The sequence below is a fragment of the Crossiella sp. CA-258035 genome (assembly GCF_030064675.1).
Classification (GTDB): Bacteria; Actinomycetota; Actinomycetes; order Mycobacteriales; family Pseudonocardiaceae; genus Crossiella.
In genome coordinates, this window is the sequence record NZ_CP116413.1 from 1524059 (window position 1) to 1540960 (window position 16902).

Genomic DNA, 16902 nt, shown 5'->3' on the forward strand with positions numbered 1-16902 from the left:
CGGCGTGCCACCCAGTCACCAGAACCGGTTGGCACGCCGTGCGGCGAAGCGTGGGATCAGAGGCCGAGGGCCTCGCGGACCGCCGCGGCCGACGGCGGGACAGTGGCGCGGGGGCCGATCCGGTCCTGCACCGCGTCCAGGGTCTTCAGGCCGTCGCCGGTGATCAGCAGGACGGTCTCGGCGTCCGGGTCGAGCTGGCCGGTCTCGATGAGCTTCTTGGCCGTCGCGACGGTCACGCCGCCCGCGGTCTCGGCGAAGATGCCCTCGGTGCGGGCGAGCAGCCGGATGCCCTCGACCACCTCTTCATCGGAGACGTTCTCGATGGCGCCGTTGGTGCGGCGGACCGTGTCGAGTACGTACGGGCCGTCGGCCGGGGCGCCGATGGCCAGGGAGCGGGCGATGGTGTCCGGCTTGACCGGGGTCACCACGTCGTGGCCTGCCTTGAAGGCGGCGGCGACGGGGGAGCAGCCGGTGGCCTGGGCGCCGAAGACGCGGTAGGGGCTCTGCTCGACCAGGCCGAGCTCGCCCAGTTCGCGGAAGCCCTTGTCGACCTTGGTCAGCTGGGAGCCGGAGGCGATGGGCACCACGATCTGGTCCGGCAGCCGCCAGCCGAGCTGCTCGGCGACCTCGTAGCCCAGGGTCTTGGAGCCCTCGGCGTAGTAGGGCCGGACGTTGACGTTGACGAACGCCCAGTCCTCGTGGTCCGCGGCCAGCTCAGTGGCCAGGCGGTTCACGTCGTCGTAGTTGCCGTCGACGGCGATCAGGGCGCCGTCGTACACGGCGGTGGTGAGGATCTTGGCCCGTTCCAGCGAGGACGGGATCAGCACCACCGACTCCCAGCCGGCGCGGGCGGCGGCCGCGGCCACGGCGTTGGCCAGGTTGCCGGTGGAGGGGCAGGCCAGGACCTTGAAGCCCAGTTCGCGGGCGGCGGCCAGGGCCACCGCGACCACGCGGTCCTTGAACGAGTGGGTGGGGTTGCCGGTGTCGTCCTTCACCCAGATCCGGCGGACACCCAGCGCCTTGGCCAGGCGGTCCGCGCGGACCAGCCTGGTACAGCCGGGGTCGGTGTTCGGGTGGGCGTCCACAGTGGACGGCACGGGGAGCAGGTTGCGGTAGCGCCAGATCGACTGCGGGCCCGCCTCGATGTCCTCCCGGCGGACGGTCCCGAAGTCGTAGCCGACCTCAAGGGGACCAAAACACTCGGCACAGGCGAACTCGGCGGCAAGTGGGACCTGGTGGCCGCACTCCCGGCAGACCAGGCTGCGCGCCGGGCCGAGGTCAAGGATCTGCTGGGCGCTGCTGGGCGCCTCGATGGTCGTCATCGCGAGGTATCTCCTCATCTTTCCCGCTGCCGCGGGGCGGATTTGGCACCGTGTTCACCTGCTCCCTCGCGGAGTTCGCGTCGAGCCTGTGCCGGTTGCCGGGGTGTCGTAGGGCCGATCCCTCTACCCCTCTGGATGAGCTGTATTCAGTTGTCTGTGGCTCACCGTACGGCACGGTCGCCACTGAGAGCTACCGCCAGCCCAGTATGCGGGAGGCCGCAGGGCTGTCAGACCCCCGTGAAAGGATTGCCGGTGTGAGCGCCCCAGCCGTCACCCCCGAGCCGCTGCACCTGGTGATCGGGGAAGAGGAACTGCTGGTCGAGCGGGCCGTGAAGGCGTCATTCGACGCGGCGCGGCTGGCCGATCCGCAGGCCGAGCTGACCAAGGTCCGGGTGACCGACCTCACGCCGCCGGAGCTGATCGAGCTGGTGAGTCCCTCCCTGTTCGCCGAGGGCCGGGTCATCGTCCTGGAGGCCGCGCAGGAGGCGGGCAAGGAGATCGCGGAGGCGATCGGCTCCTACTGCAAGGCGCCCAGCGAGGGCGTGGTGCTGGTGGTCGTGCACAGCGGCGGCGGGCGGGGCAAGCTCGCCAAGGAGCTGCCGGACGCCCTGCGCAAGGCGGGCGCCAAGATCACCACCTGCGCGAAGCTGACCAAGCCCGCCGACCGCGAGGCCTTCGTCAAGGAGGAGTTCCGCCGGGCGGGTGGCCGGGTCGACCCGGCCGGGCTGGCCGCGCTGATCGAGACCGTGGGATCGGACCTGCGGGAGCTGGCCGCGGCCGCCTCCCAGCTGGTGGCCGACACCGGCGGCTCGGTCGACGAGCAGGCGGTGCGCCGCTACCACCGGGGCCGGGCCGAGGTGACCGGGTTCGTGGTCGCGGAGAAGGCGGTGACCGGCGACCGGGCCGGGGCGCTGGAGGCGTTGCGCTGGGCGCTGCAGACCGGGGTGCCGCCGGTGTTGGTCGCGGACGCGCTGGCCGACGCGGTCCGGACCATCGCGCGGGTCTCGGCCGGCGGACGGGCCGATCCGTTCGCGCTGGCCGGTCAGCTGGGCATGCCGCCGTGGAAGGTCAAGAAGGCACTGGGCCAGTCCCGCGGTTGGGAGCCCGAGGGCCTGGCCGAGGCGATGAACCTGGTGGCCGGGCTGAACGCGGACGTGAAGGGTGTCGCCGCGGACGCGGGATACGCGCTGGAGCGGGCCGTGCTGCGGTTGATCTTGGCCCGACGGGGACGCTGAGCCCAGGGCCGAGGATGGCAGCGGTCCGGGTGCCGCGGACGGCTGTCGCCGAGATGCCGAGACTGGCGCTGTCCCGGGCCGGGGCGCGAGGCGCGTGCCGGCCGGAATGCCTGGAGACGTGGCTGGCGAGGTTCCTCGGCTAGCGGCGTGCCGAGGAACCTCGCCGGGGCCTGCCGGGTGGCAGGCGGTTGGTGGTGGGTCAGGCCTGAGCTGGAGTCAGTCGGCCGTCACCCGTCGGATCTCTAGGTAACTTGCGGATGGTTTTACTGGAGTTGGCCGCCATGACCTGTGTGGGTGGCGGCGGCTGAGGATGCGTTTGGTGCCCCGATCTATTGGGGTTGTGGGAAGTGTTTGTCACCGGGGGTACGAGTGTTGTTTGTCATTGTTCTGCCGCCTGGGTGAGTGGGATGCGGAGAACGCTGGTGAGTATTGCAGAACGGGGATTGCGTGATGCTGTGCCTGGCAATCGGTTGCCCGCCTCGAAAGGATCTGTACGGCGGGCAGCGCTCGGTTCTTCTATTCCTGTCAATACGACGACCGGGTGATACCCGGCGGCGGAATCAGAAACGGAAGAGCGGACCCTTTTCCAGGTACAGCACGCAATCGTTGGGGAACGTTTCCTGATAGCTGATGGCGCGTCCGTTCCAGGCGCCGCGGGCCGTGACCGTGATCGGTGCGTAGATCAGGTAACACGGTTCCTCGCGGCCGGTGTCCACGCGGCGGGGGTCGCCGCCCGCCTTCTTCAGCTCGCGGCAGGACCAGTTGGGCGTTGGGTGGCTGCCGCCAATGGGGTCGCAGGTCAGCGTGCTGGAGCGGGCGTCCCTGGTGGGAGCCTCGCCGGGGTTGACGGTCAGCACCAGCCAGCTTGCAGCTCGCGGAGTCGCCGTGGTGGCGGCCGCGGTCGGCGCGGCGGCCACGGCAAGGGGCAGCAGGGTCGCTGCCAGCCCGAGTGCCAACGGCAGAAGTCGCTTGCGAGACATTGTTCGCCTTTCAAGGGATGAGTCCGTTTGTGGCGACCTGTTCCGGCCGCCATGATGAATACGAATGCAGCCATTGCGGCGCACGGTGACTGTGGTCACATGACTGCCGGGTAACACCCATTCCTGTCCCACGAATGGCGGTACGCAGCAGGCCCGGAACATACGAAGCTTGTCCCTGAAAGCAACGAAGCTTGCCAACGCGCCGGTTCTGCGGTGTCATCAGGGAGTAACGCACTTCCGGATGACCGCCCCCATGGCCGGGCCGCGCCTCGAAAGGAAACACCGGTGATTACCCCAGGATCTACCGGGTTGATTTCTGACGGGGCGAAGGGGCAGTTGGTGAAGGACAAAGGTGGTTTGGATGGTGATACGTCTGCCGTGGCGACGCGGCAGAACTTCTGGCGGGAGTGCCTGCGGCTGCGGCCATCGCTGATCCGGGTGGCCCGGCGGCAGGGGGTGAGCCCGGCCGAGGCGGAGGACGTGGTGCACGACGCGTTCCTTCGTGCCGCTCAGTACACGCAGCTCGACCCCGGAAGGCTGATGCCCTTCCTGGTCGCGGTGGTCAAACGCCTGTGCGTGGACGAGTTGCGGCGGCGGGCATCAGCACAGCAAGTGTGCACCCACCCCAGACTTTTGCCCATGCAGGTGATCGATCCCGCCGATGTGGTGACGGATCGCCATGAGGCTCGCTGGTTGCTGGCCAGGTGTGGGAAATTGAGTCAGCGCGAATGGCTCGTCCTGCTGTGGCTCGACCAGGGACTTCCACATGAGGAGATCTCTCGTCTGCTCGGCACCACCCGCAGGGCGACCGAGTGCATCGCGAGCAGGGCGCGATGCCGGGTTCGCCGGTGGATGGCTCGTCGGCTCCGCTCAGCAGGGGAGCGAGCCGGCTACTAAATAGGGACCCCGGTGCGGTGTGCAGGGCACCGCACCGGGGACCCGATACGACGAAGGCGCCGCCTCACCTTTCGGTGGGGCGGCGCCCTCGTCGTTCAGCGTTGCGGCCCTGCTCGCTCCGCGGGGGAGCGGCGAGGTCAGATCTTATTGGCGCGCAGCGCGAGGGCCGACTTCTTGTTCGCGGCCTGGTTGGCGTGGATGACGCCCTTGCTCGCGGCCTTGTCCAGCTTGCGGTTGGCCACGCGGAGCAGCTCAAGCGCCTTGTCCTTGTCCCCGGCCTCGGCGGCCTCGCGGAACTTGCGGACGGCGGTCTTGACCTCCGACTTGACGGACTTGTTGCGCAGGCGCGCCTTCTCGTTGGTCAGGATGCGCTTCATCTGCGACTTGATGTTGGCCATGGTGCTACCTCGGTCTCATCTGATCGGAAGTCGTGCCGCGCTTGATGGCGCTGCCAGACGTGCGCAGCCTTCCTCCAGGGCGGAAATGCCGCACGGCACGGCTGGAGATGCTAGCAGCCGTGCCGTGCGGACTCCCAATCGAGGCAGGTCAAGCCGGGGTTCAGCGCAGGGTCAGCGGCGTGGTCTTGCCGCCCACCTCCACCAGGTAACTGCCCTTGGGCACCTCGCGACGGCCCGCGCCGTCCACATCGCCCGCGGTCAGCGCCAGCTGGTCGGTGTCGAAGGTCACCTCCGCCGACTTCTGCTCGCCGGGGTTCAGCGTGACCTTGGTGAACCCGACCAGGCGCCGCTCCGGCACCTGCACCGCGCTCACCGGCTGCTGGACGTAGACCGGCACGATCTCTGTGCCCGCCCGGGACCCGGTGTTGCGCACGGTGACCGAGACCTTCACGTTGTCCCTGGCCTTGACGATGCCCGGCGCGGCAGGCGCGCCCATCTCGAAGCTGGTGTACGACAGACCGAAGCCGAACGGGTAGGCCGGGTCGTACTTCGAGCTGACGCCCGCGTTGGCGCCCGGCAGCTGGTCGTAGGACATCGGCTGGTCACCGACGGTCTTGGGCCAGGACACCGGCAGCTTGCCGCTGGGGTTGGCCTTGCCGAAGAGCACGTCCGCCACCGCGTGCCCGCCCTCGGTGCCCGGCAGCCAGCCGGAGAGCAGCGCGTCCGCGTCGGCCACCGACCCCAGCACCCGGCCCCGGCCGGTCAGCAGCACCACCACGACCGGCTTGCCGGTCGCCTGCACCGCGTCCACCAGCTGCTGCTGCGCGGGTCTCAACGACGGGTCCTCGGTGTCGGCGGTGCCCTCCGCGCCCTCCTTCTCACCCAGCACGACCACGACCGCGTCCGCCGTCTTCGCCTCCGCGACCGCGGTGGCCTGGTCCTGGGCGTGGCTGATCTCGGTCTGCGGGGCCGCGGCCTTCAACCCCTCCAGCACCGTGGTGGTCTCCGGGAACGGGCCGTTCGGCGGCACGCCCTGCCACTCCACGGTCCAGCCGCCGAGCTGACGGCGCGCGTCGTCCGCGGTGTCGCCGGTGATCACCAGCTTCTTGGCCGAACTCGACAGCGGCAGCGTGGACTTCTCGTTGCGCAGCAGCACCATCGACTCGGTCGCGGCCTTGCGGGAGAGCTCGGCGCCATTGCCGCGCACCGCCTGCTCCGCCTTCGCCGGGTCCACGAACGGCTTCTCGAACAGCCCCAGCTCGAACTTCAGCTTGAGGATCCGCCGCACCGCCTCGTCGATCCGGCGCTGGCTGACCCGTCCGTCGCGGACCACGGTGACCAGGCCCTGGGTGAAGGCCTGCGCGTCGGACGGCTCCATCGCCATGTCCACGCCCGCGTTCACCGACATGGCGATCGCGCTCGGGTAGTCGGCCGCGACCTTGTGGTCGGTGACCAGCTTCTTCATGTCCTCCCAGTCGCTGACCGCGACGCCCTGGAAGCCCATCCGCTCCCGCAGCTGCTCCACCAGCATGTACCGCGAGGCGTGCACCGGGATGCCGTTGATCGCACCCGAGTTGATCATCACCGTCTTCACGCCCGCGTCGAACTGCGCCTGGAACGGCGGCAGCACGGAGTCCTGCAGCTGGCGCACCGGGATGAACGCGTTGGCCCGGTCGTGCCCGTTGAACGGCTGGGAGTACCCGGCGAAGTGCTTGGCCGTGGCGGTCAGCTGCGCGGTGTCCGAGGCCGGGGTCTGCATGCCCTTGACCGCCGCGGCGGCCAGCGAACCGGCCAGGAACGGGTCCTCGCTGTAGGTCTCGTAGTAGCGGCCCCACCGGGTGTCCCGCGCGAGGTCGGAGACCGGGGCGAAGTTCCAGAACACGCCGGTGGCCCGCATCGCCTCGCCGGTGACCTTGCCCGCCTGCCGGATCAGCTCCGGGTTCCAGGTCGCGCCGAGGCCGATCTGGTGCGGGAACATCACCGCGGCCGGCAGGTTGCTGTGCCCGTGCACGCCGTCGGCGCCGTAGATGACCGGGATCCGCAGCCGCTGGTTCTCCAGCGCGAACTTCTGGATCGCGTTGGTCATCTCCGCCCACGCCTTGGGGCCGGGGTCCGGCGCCGGGTTGTCGCCGCCGCCGGAGAGGATCGAGCCGACCTTGGCATCGCCCAGCACGGCCTTCATGCAGGACTCGACCAGCGGTCCTGGCCCGTAGTCGCAGTTGCCGCGCAGCTTGCCGACGCGGATCTGGGCCATCTGCCCGGCCTTCTCCTCCAGCGTCATCCGCCGGAGCAGGTCGCTGACCCGCCGCTCCACCGGCGCGGCGGCGTCCAGGTAGACCGCGGGGCCGCGGTCCGCACCCGGTTCCTGGGCCGTGCTGGCGTGGGCGGAGCCGAGCATCAAGGCCGCGACGGCCGTTAACGCGAGGGTGGGACGTGTCCGCAGCACAAAGCCTCCATTGGCGTGGGACCGGTGTCAGACAACGACCCTGATGCCCGGTCGCGGCCACGTCCAGCGGCTGAACGGCGGAATGTGGGAGCGCTTTCATACAGATGAAGCACAGCCATTATTTTTGGCTTGAACTAAGCCCTCGAACTCAGCCGCAGGGCCGGTAGCGCGGATCGGCCAGGCCGCCGCGGCCGAGGGCGTTGAGCACCCACTTGATGGTGGCCGAGGAGTGCGGGATGTAGAGGTGCTCGCTCAGGTTGGCCGGGCAGGCGTCCTGCAGCACCACGTTGGTCACCCGGTTCGCCGGACCGGCCAGGTGCTGGCTGGCGAAGGGGGTGACCACCTCGTCGTAGCGGGTGGTGATCGTCGTGTACCTCACCGCGCCCGCCAGGTCGCCGCCCTCGTTGAGCCGCCGGATGAAGGCCGAGTTCGCCGCCTGGTCGCCGCAGGCCGGGCAGAAGGTGGCGCCGAGCAGCTTGGCCAGCGGCTGGGTGGTGCCGTGGTTGGACGGCGCGATCCCGATCAGCGCGTTGACCTTCGCCGCGCCGCCGAGGAACTTCAGGTAGTACCGGGGCATCATCCCGCCCTGGCTGTACCCGACGATGTCCACAGTGGACCAGCCGCTGCTCGCCCTGACCTGGTCCACGTAGCGGGCCAGCTCGGCGGCGGAGTCCGCGACCGGGTTCAGTCCGCCGTTGCCGTAGTCCAGCGTGTAGCTGCAGTAGCCGGTGCGGGCCAGTTCCGGCGCGAGGTTGCCCCAGCTCCAGCCGGACTTCTTGAACGTGCCGTGCAGCAGCACCACCGGCCGCTTGTTCGACTGGCAGCCCGCGACGTCGGCCAGTGACCGCGCGGGCGCGGCGGTGGCCGAGAGTTGGCAGGCGAGCAGCGCCGACAGCGTGGCGACCAGCAGGGCGAGAGTCCGGCGCATGGGTTCCTCCGCTATTACCTGGCGGTAACCTGGGGGAATCCAATGTAAGCTGCGTCACAACGGTGGTCACTCCGCTGAACGGTCGCCCTGCTGATCTTCCGTTTGGTCCTCCGCGGGGGCCGGCTTGCGTGGGCGGCCCCGCTTGGCCGGTTTCCCGGCCTCGCTGGGCATCCGCCCCTGCTCGCTCAGCGCCCGGCGCAACAGGAACTCGATCTGCGCGTTGACGCTGCGCAGCTCGTCCCCGGCCCACCTGGTCAGCGCGTCGTGCACGGCCGGGTCCAGGCGGAGCAGGAAGCTCTTGCGTTCAGCCACGACGGCGTTCCGCTAGTGGTACAGCGAACCCGCGTTGACGACCGGCTGGGTCGCACGATCCCCGCACAGCACCACCAGGAGGTTGCTCACCATCGCCGCCTTCCGCTCCTCGTCCAGTTCCACCACGTCGTGCTCGGCCAGCCGGTCCAGGGCCAGCTCGACCATGCCGACCGCGCCCTCCACGATCCGCTGCCGGGCCGCGACCATCGCGCTGGCCTGCTGCCGCTGCAACATCGCGTGCGCGATCTCCGGAGCGTAGGCCAGGTGCGTGATCCGGGACTCGATCACGTGCACGCCGGCGGAGGTGATCCGGGCCGAGATCTCCGCGCTGAGCTTCTCGGTGATCTCATCGGCGTTCTCGCGCAGGGACAAGCCGGTCTCGCCGTGGTTGTCATAGGCGTAGCTGGTGGCGATGTGCCGCACCGCGGTCTCGGTCTGGATGCCGACGAAGCCGACGAAGTTGTCCACGTCGAAGACCGCCTTCGCGGTGTCCGCGACCTGCCACACCACCACGGCGGCGATCTCGATCGGGTTGCCCTCGGCGTCGTTGACCTTGAGCACCGCGGACTCGTGGTTGCGGATCCTGGTCGACACGGCGGTGCGCTCGGTGAACGGGTTCACCCAGCTCAGGCCGTCCTGGCGGAGCGTGCCGCTGTACCGGCCGAGGAACTGCAGCACCCGCGCCTCGCCCGGCGAGACCATGATCAACCCGCGGGACAGGGTGAGCACGAGCACCAGCAGCACCGCGCTGACCACGATCAGCCACACCTGGTAGGTCAGCACGCCCAGCGCGATCCCGCCGAGCGAGCCGAGGCCCAGCAGCAGGCCGATGAGGGCGGACGGGACCCCCGGCAGGGTGAAGGGCACCCGTTCCCGAACGCCCGCGACGGGCGGTTTGACAAGCGTCGACGTAGTCATCTCTGGTCCACTCTCCCCTGGGCGCCGCTCTTCCGCGGTGCCTAGCAAAGTGATATCACTTAAATGCGGAACCGGCAACGCGCCGGGCCGGAAGGGGGAACCGGTGGAGACCGAGGGACCGGCGCTGCGGCTGTCCGGGTTGTGCAAGCGGTTCGGCGAGACGGTCGCGGTGGACCACGTGGACCTCGCGGTGCCGCGCGGCTCCTTCTTCGGGCTGGTCGGGCCGAACGGGGCGGGCAAGACCACCTCGCTGTCCATGGCGGTGGGCCTGCTGCGGCCGGACGCGGGCACCGCGCGCGTCTTCGGCGTGGAGGTGTGGGAGGACCCGGTGCGCGCCAAGGCTTTGGTCGGCGTGCTACCGGACGGGCTGTCCCTGCCCGAGCGGCTCACCGGCCGGGAACTGTTGACCTACATGGGACTGCTGCGTGGCCTGGACGAGGCCACCGTCGCGGCCAGGGTGGCCGAGCTGCTCGGCGTGCTGGAGCTCATCGGAGCCGAGCGCACCCTGGTGGTGGACTACTCGGCAGGCATGCGCAAGAAGATCGCGCTGGCCACCGCGCTGCTGCACGGGCCGCGGCTGCTGGTGCTGGACGAGCCGTTCGAGGCGGTGGACCCGGTCTCGGCCAGCACCATCCGGGTCATCCTGCAGCGCTTCGTGGCCGCCGGTGGCGCGGTGGTGCTCTCCAGCCACGTGATGGACCTGGTGGAACGGCTCTGCGACCACGTCGTGGTGATCGCCGGGGGCCGGGTGGTCGCGGCCGGTCCGCTGGCGCAGGTGCGCGGCGAGGGCAGCCTGGAGGAGCGGTTCGTGCACCTGGTCGGCGGGCGCACCGGCGGCGGGGAGGGGCTGTCGTGGTTGGCGTCCTGATCCGGATGAAGCTGCGCCTGCTCAGCCACGGGCTGCGCGGCGCGGCGCGGGCCGCCACGCTCATCGGCGGGGCGGTGGTCGGGCTGGTCGCGGCCGGGATGTCGGTGTTCCTGATGAACATCGACCGGCTCGGCGCGCCGGTGCCCGGCTACGACCTGACCGCGGGGCTGTTCGCGGTGTGGACGCTGGGCTGGGTGATCGGGCCGGTGTTCGTGGCCGGCAGCGATGAAACCCTGCAACCCGAACACTTCCGGCTGCTGCCGGTGAGCTCGCGCAAGCTGGCCGCCGGGCTGCTGCTCGCCGCCGCGGTCGGCGTGCCACCAGTGGTCAGCCTGCTGGCCTTCGGCGGGCTGGTGCTGCGCGCCACCGCGGACGGGGCCGGGCCGGTGCTGGTCGCGGTCGTCGGCGCGCTGTTGCAGCTGGCGGTGGTGATCACGTTGTCCCGCGTGGTGATCGGCGCGCTCGGTGATGTGCTGCGCTCGCGTCGCGGGCAGGACCTGGGGGTGCTGCTCGCGGCCTGTGTCGGTCTGCTGGTGCTGCCGTTCCAGTACCTGATGAACTCGGTCTCCGCCGGGCTGGTGCTGGGTTTCCCGCCGGAGCTGGGCGAGTTCCTGCGCTGGCTGCCCACGGGCTGGGCGCCGGTCGCGGTCGCCGCCGCGGCCAGGGGGGAGTGGGCCACGGTGGCCGCGGCGCTGACCGGGCTGGTGCTGCTGATCGTGCTGCTGGCGCAGTGGTGGGCGATCCTGTTGCGCCGCAGGATGACCAGGCCCAGCGCGGGACTGCGCGGCGCGGACGTGCGGGCCGGCGGCGGTGCGCTGGAACGGTTCCTGCCCGCCGGGCCGGTGGGCGCGGTGGCCGCCAAGGAGGTGCGCACCTGGTGGCGCGACCCTCGGCGGCGGGCGGTGTTGTTGCCCGCCTTGGTGATCGGGCTGGTGCTGCCACTGGTGATCTCCGGCTTCAACCCGGTGGCCGCGGCGCTGGCCCCGGCGGGCGGACTGCTGGTGGTGGCCTTCGGCGCGCTCAACGCGGGCAACCTGTACGGCTTCGACGGCACCGCGCTGTGGCACACCCTGGTGCAGCCCACGGCCGCCCGCGCTGACATCCGGGGCAGGCAGCTCGGCTGGCTGGTCTACGTGGCGCCGGTGTCCCTGCTCGCGGTGCTGGTGCTGCCGGGGGTGACCGGGCGGCCGGAGACCTATCCGTACGTGCTCGCGCTGCTGCCCGCGCTGCTCGGCGGCGGGGCCGGGCTGCTGGTGGTCCTGTCGGTGTTCGCGCCGTTCCCGGTGCCCGCCCAGCGCGGGAACCCGTTCTCCGGCAGCGGAAATCCCGGTTGTGCCAAGGCCCTGCTGCAACTGGTGATCGGGCTGCTGCTGGTGCTCGCCGCGCTGCCGCCGGGGTTGCTGCTGCTCGGCGGCTACCTGACCGGGAACGCGGTGCTGACCTGGCTGGCGCTGCCGGTGGGCATCGGTTCGGGCGTGCTGTGCGGCTGGTGGTGGGGGATGCTGGCGGCCCGGCGGCTGAGCGAGCGCGGACCCGAGCTGCTCGCCGCCGTCCGAACTTGACGCGTAGGAGATTTCCTACCTATTCTCCCCCGCATGGATGTGTTCGCTGCGTTGGCCAACCCGACCCGCCGGGAGCTCTTGGGGTTGCTCCTGACCGGGCCGCGGCCGGTGCAGTCCCTCGCGGAGCATTTCGACATGAGCCGCCCGAGCGTCTCCGAGCACCTGCGCGTGCTCAAGGACGCGGGGCTGGTCGCGGAGGCCAGGCGCGGCCGGGAACGGCACTACCAGCTCGAACCCGAGCCCCTGCAGGAGCTCCGGGACTGGCTCACACCGTACGAGCGGTTCTGGCGGGAGCGGTTGTCCGCGCTGTCCGACCTGCTCGACGAGGAGGAAGACGAATGACCACCGAGTTCACCACCGTCAAGGTGGACCAGTTCCTGGCCCACCCGCCCGCCAAGGTCTGGCGGGCGCTCACCGACCCGGCCAGGCTGGCCCGCTGGCTGATGCCCAACGACTTCCAGCCCGTGGTCGGCCACCGCTTCACCTTCAACCGGGGTGAACCGCTGCCCGCGGTCCGCACCGACGGCATCGCGCACTGCGAGGTGCTGGAGATCCAGCCGGAACGCCTGCTGCGCATCAGCTTCAACGACAACGGTCCGGACAACGGCATGCACACCACCATCACCTGGACCCTGGCACCCGAGGGCCGCGGCACCCGGCTGTTCCTGGTGCACGACGGCTTCGACCCGGACAACGAGTTCCAGCAGCTGTCCCGCAAGTTCATGGCCAGCGGCTGGAGCTCCGGCGTGGCCGCCGCGCTGGCGAAGTTACTCGACGAGGAAACTGACTAGACCCGGTCAGCGGGCGTCGCTGTCGATCTTCAGTCCGCCGCCGGACCGGGTCACCCGCACCGTGCGCTGCTCGGTCTTCGTGCCGTAGATGACGGTGAGGGTGACGTCCACCGCCACGTCCTGGGTCTTCTTGGCGGTCGCCTTCTGGCTGTACACCTGCTTGTACTGCGACCAGTACTCGTTGAACCCGGACTCGCCGCCCATCAGCGCCTTGGCGTTGTCGGTCAGCATGGCGAAGGCTTGGGACCGCTCGCCTGCCCGGCCCGCCGCGCTGTAGTAGTCGACGACGTACTGCCCGGCCTCGCGGAAGCCGATCGGGGCCGAGTCGTCCGCCGGTGTCGGCTTGTCCACCACTGAGGAGGACGGCGGGGCGGCGGCGGAGCTGGTCGGCTGGTTGCCTGCGGAGGAGGGCTTGGGCACCTCGCGCAATCCGAGGTAGACGCCGACGCCGACGACCAGCGCCAGGGCGGCCAGCATGCCGATCATCAGGCCGCGCTTGGACTTCTTGCGCGGCGGCCGGCTCGGGTCGCGGACGTAGGCCGCTGGCCGGGGGTCGGCCATGGTCGGGGTCGGTGTCGCGGCCGGCCGGTTCAGGTGTGGCTGGGTCGGCGGGCGGTACGGCGGCAGCGGTGTGTTGCCGCCGAGCACCTGGGTGGCCGGCGCGGGCCGCAGCGGCGTGGGCTTTGCGTTGGCCAGGTTCGGATCGTTGGCGAGGGAGGTGAGAGTGGCAGCGGCCTGGGACATGCTGGGCCGGTCGGAGGGCTCCTCGCGGAGCAGGCTCATCAGCACCGCGGTCATCGGGCCCGCCTGCCGGGGTGGCTCGACCTTGCCCGCGGCGACCAGGTGCAGCAGCGCCAGCGGGTTCGGGTTGTTGCCGAAGGGCGGCCTGCCCTCGATCGCGGTGTAGAGCGTCGCGCCGAGGGAGAAGACGTCCGAGGGCGGCGCCGGGTCGTGGCCCTTGGCGATCTCCGGGGACAGGTAGGCCGGAGTGCCCGCCATCATGCCGGTCTGGGTGACGGTGACGTCGCCCGCGGCCCTGGAGATGCCGAAGTCGGTGATCTTGGCGATGCCGGAGTCGCTGACCAGGATGTTGGCCGGCTTGATGTCCCGGTGCACGATCCCGGCCTGGTGCGCGGCGGCCAGCGCGCCCGCCACCTGGCCGCCGATCGCGGCGACCTCGCGGATCGGCAGCGTGCCGCGCTCGTCCAGCAGGTCGGCCAGGCTGCGCGAGCGCAGGAACTCCATGACCAGGCAGGGGTCCCCGTGGTGCTGCACCACGTCGAAGATGGTGATCGCGTTGGGGTGGGACAGCCGGGCGGCGATCCGCGCCTCCCGCATCGCCCTGCGCCGCGCGTCCAAGGTCTGTTCCTCGGACTGGCCTGGCTGTAGGAGCAGCTGCTTGATGGCGACGGGGCGCTGGAGGCGCTCGTCGTATGCCTGCCACACCGCGCCCATGCCGCCGCTGCCGATGTGCTCGACCAGCCGGTAGTTCCCGGCGATCACCTGGCCCCTGTCGATGGCCGATCGCTCCTCGTCCTGATGAGTGGTGACGGCCCCTCGCCGTCTGCCAGACGCGTCCACCCTAATTGACGCGCCGGAGGGGGTTGGTGAGCGTTAGGTCGGCGAAAATAGTGCCTTAGGACTCGTTGGCGTTACGCCGAACAGAGCATTCCTGGCAACTTTCGGGCGCAGCCAGCGCGGCACCGGTCACGTTCAGTGCCGATGAGGGGTTCGCGGCGTTCGTGCCGGTTCCCGCTTTCACCGCAGCCCAGGGGCACGCCGGACCGGTGTCCGGTGACGCCGACGACGCGGGACCGGGGCGCGGCGGGGGTGGATGCCTGGTCAGAGGGTTGCGGGTGGTTGGACGCGGCTCGGGCGAGGTAACGATCTGGTCCGCGTGGTCTTGGTCACTCCGTGGCCGCTGTGGCCTCGCGGGCAGCGGCGGCGGGGCGTTTGGAGCGGCGCACCGCGCGCGAGGTGGAGCCGTCGCGCGCGGTGCGTTCGTGCCGGTGTGCCGGTCAGGGGTGCAGCAGGCGGCGCAGGGCGTCGTGGAGCTGCTGGTGGGGGTTGGCGCCGGTTTCGGTGCGCCAGGCGATGTAGCCGTCTGGGCGGAGCAGGACCGCGCCTTCGGGGAGGGCGTAGCGGGTTGGCCACTGGTTTTCCGGGTCGAGCAGGTCGGTGCCGATGCGGTGTGCGGTGATCGGGACGTTGAGTTCCGCGGCGACTTCCTTGGCGGCTTGCGGCCATGCCTCGCCGTCGGGGCCGGTGAGGAGGGTGAAGCCGGTGCTGGGGAGGTCGTGCAGGGCGATGCGGGCGCCGTCGCGGTCCAGCCACAGGTGCGGGGCGCGGTGGCCGGGGGTGGCCGGGGGCAGGTGGTCGTCGGCGAAGGGGGTGTCGAAGGGCCGGCCCAGGATGGCGGGGGAGGTGTAGCGCTGGCCGAACATCCAGCGCAGGTCGTCCTTGACCTCCTGCTCCGGGTTCGAGCTGGTGCGGTGGGCCTGGCGGGCGACCGTGATGTCCATGAACGCCTGGGCCAGGGGGCGGCGTTCCGGTTCGTAGCTGTCCAGCAGGGCGGGGCTGGCCCAGCCCTTGAGCACCGCGGCGAGCTTCCAGGCCAGGTTGTGCGAGTCCTGGACGCCGGTGTTCGCGCCGTAGGCGCCGGCCGGGGGCCACACGTGCGCGCTGTCCCCGGCCAGGAACACCCGGCCCTGGCGGAAACGCTCCGCCACGCCGATGAACTGCTGCCACGGAGTCACGTCGACGATGTCGAGCGGGATGTCCGCGCGGCCCAGCAGGGTGTGCACCATGGCCGTCAGCCGCTCCGGGGTGAACCCGGCCGGGTCCTGGGTGGCCGCGTCGTAGCTGAAGGCGGCCGCCCAGCGGTTCGGGTTCGCGGTGGTGGTCAGGAAGGCCGGTGGGGCCTCGGGGTTGACCACGAACCACAGGATGGCGCGTTCGGGGATCAGCTCGGACAGGTCGGCGTCGAAGAGCACGGCGAGGTAGTCGCCGGCCACCCCCGGGCCGTCGCGGTGGATGCCCAGCTGGCCGCGGACCGTGCTGCGGTTGCCGTCCGCGCCGATCAGGTAGTCCGCGTGGATCCGCCGTTCCACGCCGGTGGTCCGGTCCTTGGTCACCGCGTGCACGCCGTCGGCGGTCTCGGTGAAGGACAACAGCTCGGTGCTGAACCGCTGGTCCGCGCCGCGGGCGCGGGCGGCCTCGATCAGCACCGGCTCCACCGAGCTCTGGTCGGCCAGGCACAGCCTGCCCGCGCTCAGCTCGTCGTAGCTCACCGCGGTGCCGCCGCGGAACAGCCAGTGCCACTCGCCCGCGATGGACTGGCAGTGCACCCCGCCCTCGTCCCGCTCGAACGGTCTGCCCGCCTCGTACACCGCGTCCGCGATGCCGAAGGCGCGGTAGATCTCCGTGGTCCGCACGTTGATCCCGCGCGCCCTGCCCTGTAGCGACGGGCCGGGGTGCTTGTCCACCAGGATCGAGTCGATTCCTTGGGAGGACAGGAAAAGCGAGGCGGTCAGGCCGGCCAGGCCACCACCGGTGATGAGCACCGGCGTCCGTTCTTCGTTGCTGCTCATGACGATTCCCCCTCGTCGGGTGCTGAGATGAAGTTCGCGCCGATCTCGCGCAGCCAGTCCTCGCTCCAGGTGATCCGGCCGGCCGCCAGTTCGGCGACCGTGGCCCGGCACCAGTCGAGCTGGGCGCCCAGGGTGGCCCGCTGGTACTCCTCCTCCAGCAGGAACAGCCGGGGCAGGCCACCGGCCGATGCCTCCGCCACCACCGTGTCGATCTCCTGGACCGCCTCGGCGAGCTTGGCCGCGCGCACCTCCAGCAGCGCGCGGATCTCTTCCGGTTCCAGCAGCGGCATGAAGGCCACCGCGGCCGGGAACTCCGGGAACTCGGTGCCGGTGGCGGTGAACATCTCGCGCAGCCAGGTGCGGGCCGTCTCCAGCCCGTGCGGGCCGATCTCGTAGACGGTGCGCTCCGGCCGGTTGTCGGCGCGTTCGGTCTCCTTGACCTTGATCAGTCCGGCCTTCAGCAGGCGCTCGATCGTCTGGTAGACGCTGGCCCGCTGACGGACGTTGACAACCCGGTCCTTGCCGCGCTCCTTGATCAGCTGCTGCATCCGGTACGCGTGCAGCGGAGCCTCGATGACCAAGCACAACACGGTCAGCGCGAGCGGAGAACGGCGAATCGGGGTTGTCATAGTCATAAACCTACTAGTTAGGTCAT

16 protein-coding genes and 1 riboswitch are annotated in these 16902 nt (G+C 70.6%); of the genes, 6 read left to right on the plus strand and 10 right to left on the minus strand.

Annotation, left to right across the window (positions count from 1 at the left end):
* Positions 1-56: 56 nt before the first annotated feature.
* A complete protein-coding gene (thrC, locus tag N8J89_RS07250) occupies positions 57-1322 on the minus strand; it encodes a threonine synthase (protein ID WP_283663568.1) in 1266 nt (421 codons plus the stop codon).
* A gap of 11 nt (positions 1323-1333) precedes the next feature.
* A riboswitch (SAM riboswitch) is annotated at positions 1334-1464 on the minus strand.
* A gap of 112 nt (positions 1465-1576) precedes the next feature.
* Between thrC and holA the strand changes: the two genes are divergently transcribed.
* The gene (gene holA / locus N8J89_RS07255; protein WP_283663569.1) at positions 1577-2557 is read left to right on the plus strand and encodes a DNA polymerase III subunit delta; all 981 of its coding nucleotides are present in this window, start codon (positions 1577-1579) and stop codon (positions 2555-2557) included.
* A gap of 560 nt (positions 2558-3117) precedes the next feature.
* Here the strand turns inward: holA and N8J89_RS07260 are convergent.
* On the minus strand, positions 3118-3513 hold the full coding sequence (locus tag N8J89_RS07260; RefSeq protein WP_283663570.1) for an SSI family serine proteinase inhibitor: 396 nt from the start codon (positions 3511-3513) through the stop codon (positions 3118-3120).
* Between the two features lie 363 nt (positions 3514-3876).
* On the opposite strand from N8J89_RS07260, the gene N8J89_RS07265 reads away from it, so the two are divergent.
* A complete protein-coding gene (locus tag N8J89_RS07265) occupies positions 3877-4434 on the plus strand; it encodes an RNA polymerase sigma factor (protein WP_283663571.1) in 558 nt (185 codons plus the stop codon).
* 137 nt (positions 4435-4571) lie between these two features.
* Here the strand turns inward: N8J89_RS07265 and rpsT are convergent, their stop codons facing one another.
* The 5 genes from rpsT to N8J89_RS07290 form a co-directional block, all read right to left on the minus strand.
* Positions 4572-4832, minus strand: a complete 261-nt coding sequence (gene rpsT, locus N8J89_RS07270) for a 30S ribosomal protein S20 (protein WP_185002186.1) — start codon at positions 4830-4832, stop codon at positions 4572-4574.
* A gap of 160 nt (positions 4833-4992) precedes the next feature.
* Entirely contained in the window at positions 4993-7278 is a 2286-nt protein-coding gene (locus N8J89_RS07275; RefSeq protein WP_283663572.1) for a glycoside hydrolase family 3 N-terminal domain-containing protein, read from the minus strand.
* A 148-nt stretch (positions 7279-7426) separates the two neighbouring features.
* The gene (locus tag N8J89_RS07280) at positions 7427-8206 is read right to left on the minus strand and encodes an esterase/lipase family protein (RefSeq protein ID WP_283663573.1); all 780 of its coding nucleotides are present in this window, start codon (positions 8204-8206) and stop codon (positions 7427-7429) included.
* A gap of 66 nt (positions 8207-8272) precedes the next feature.
* Positions 8273-8518 carry a type II toxin-antitoxin system antitoxin gene (locus N8J89_RS07285; RefSeq protein ID WP_252486379.1) on the minus strand — a complete coding sequence of 82 codons (246 nt, stop codon included), beginning with the start codon at positions 8516-8518 and terminating at the stop codon, positions 8273-8275.
* Positions 8519-8530: 12 nt separating this feature from the next.
* Positions 8531-9436, minus strand: coding sequence for an SPFH domain-containing protein (locus N8J89_RS07290; protein WP_283663574.1), 906 nt, complete (start codon positions 9434-9436; stop codon positions 8531-8533).
* Between the two features lie 103 nt (positions 9437-9539).
* Between N8J89_RS07290 and N8J89_RS07295 the strand changes: the two genes are divergently transcribed.
* From N8J89_RS07295 to N8J89_RS07310, 4 genes are read left to right on the plus strand one after another with little or no spacing between them, the layout of a single operon-like run.
* Complete coding sequence (locus N8J89_RS07295; RefSeq protein ID WP_283663575.1) at positions 9540-10304, plus strand: ABC transporter ATP-binding protein; 765 nt, start codon at positions 9540-9542, stop codon at positions 10302-10304.
* Positions 10289-11866 (plus strand): hypothetical protein, encoded by a 1578-nt coding sequence (locus N8J89_RS07300; protein WP_283663576.1) that lies wholly within the window; start codon positions 10289-10291, stop codon positions 11864-11866. The genes N8J89_RS07295 and N8J89_RS07300 overlap by 16 nt, the downstream gene beginning before the upstream one ends.
* Positions 11867-11899: 33 nt before the next feature.
* Positions 11900-12208, plus strand: coding sequence for an ArsR/SmtB family transcription factor (locus tag N8J89_RS07305; protein WP_252486375.1), 309 nt, complete (start codon positions 11900-11902; stop codon positions 12206-12208).
* The gene (locus N8J89_RS07310) at positions 12205-12657 is read left to right on the plus strand and encodes an SRPBCC family protein (RefSeq protein WP_283663577.1); all 453 of its coding nucleotides are present in this window, start codon (positions 12205-12207) and stop codon (positions 12655-12657) included. Before N8J89_RS07305 ends, N8J89_RS07310 begins: the two co-directional genes overlap by 4 nt.
* Positions 12658-12663: 6 nt before the next feature.
* Here the strand turns inward: N8J89_RS07310 and N8J89_RS07315 are convergent, their stop codons facing one another.
* The 3 genes from N8J89_RS07315 to N8J89_RS07325 all read right to left on the minus strand — a co-directional run bounded on the left by N8J89_RS07315 (position 12664) and on the right by N8J89_RS07325 (position 16876).
* Positions 12664-14160, minus strand: coding sequence for a serine/threonine-protein kinase (locus tag N8J89_RS07315; RefSeq protein WP_283663578.1), 1497 nt, complete (start codon positions 14158-14160; stop codon positions 12664-12666).
* Between the two features lie 515 nt (positions 14161-14675).
* A complete protein-coding gene (locus N8J89_RS07320) occupies positions 14676-16247 on the minus strand; it encodes an FAD-dependent monooxygenase (RefSeq protein ID WP_283663579.1) in 1572 nt (523 codons plus the stop codon).
* Positions 16244-16876 (minus strand): PadR family transcriptional regulator, encoded by a 633-nt coding sequence (locus N8J89_RS07325; protein WP_283663580.1) that lies wholly within the window; start codon positions 16874-16876, stop codon positions 16244-16246. The genes N8J89_RS07320 and N8J89_RS07325 overlap by 4 nt, the downstream gene beginning before the upstream one ends.
* Positions 16877-16902: the final 26 nt, after the last annotated feature.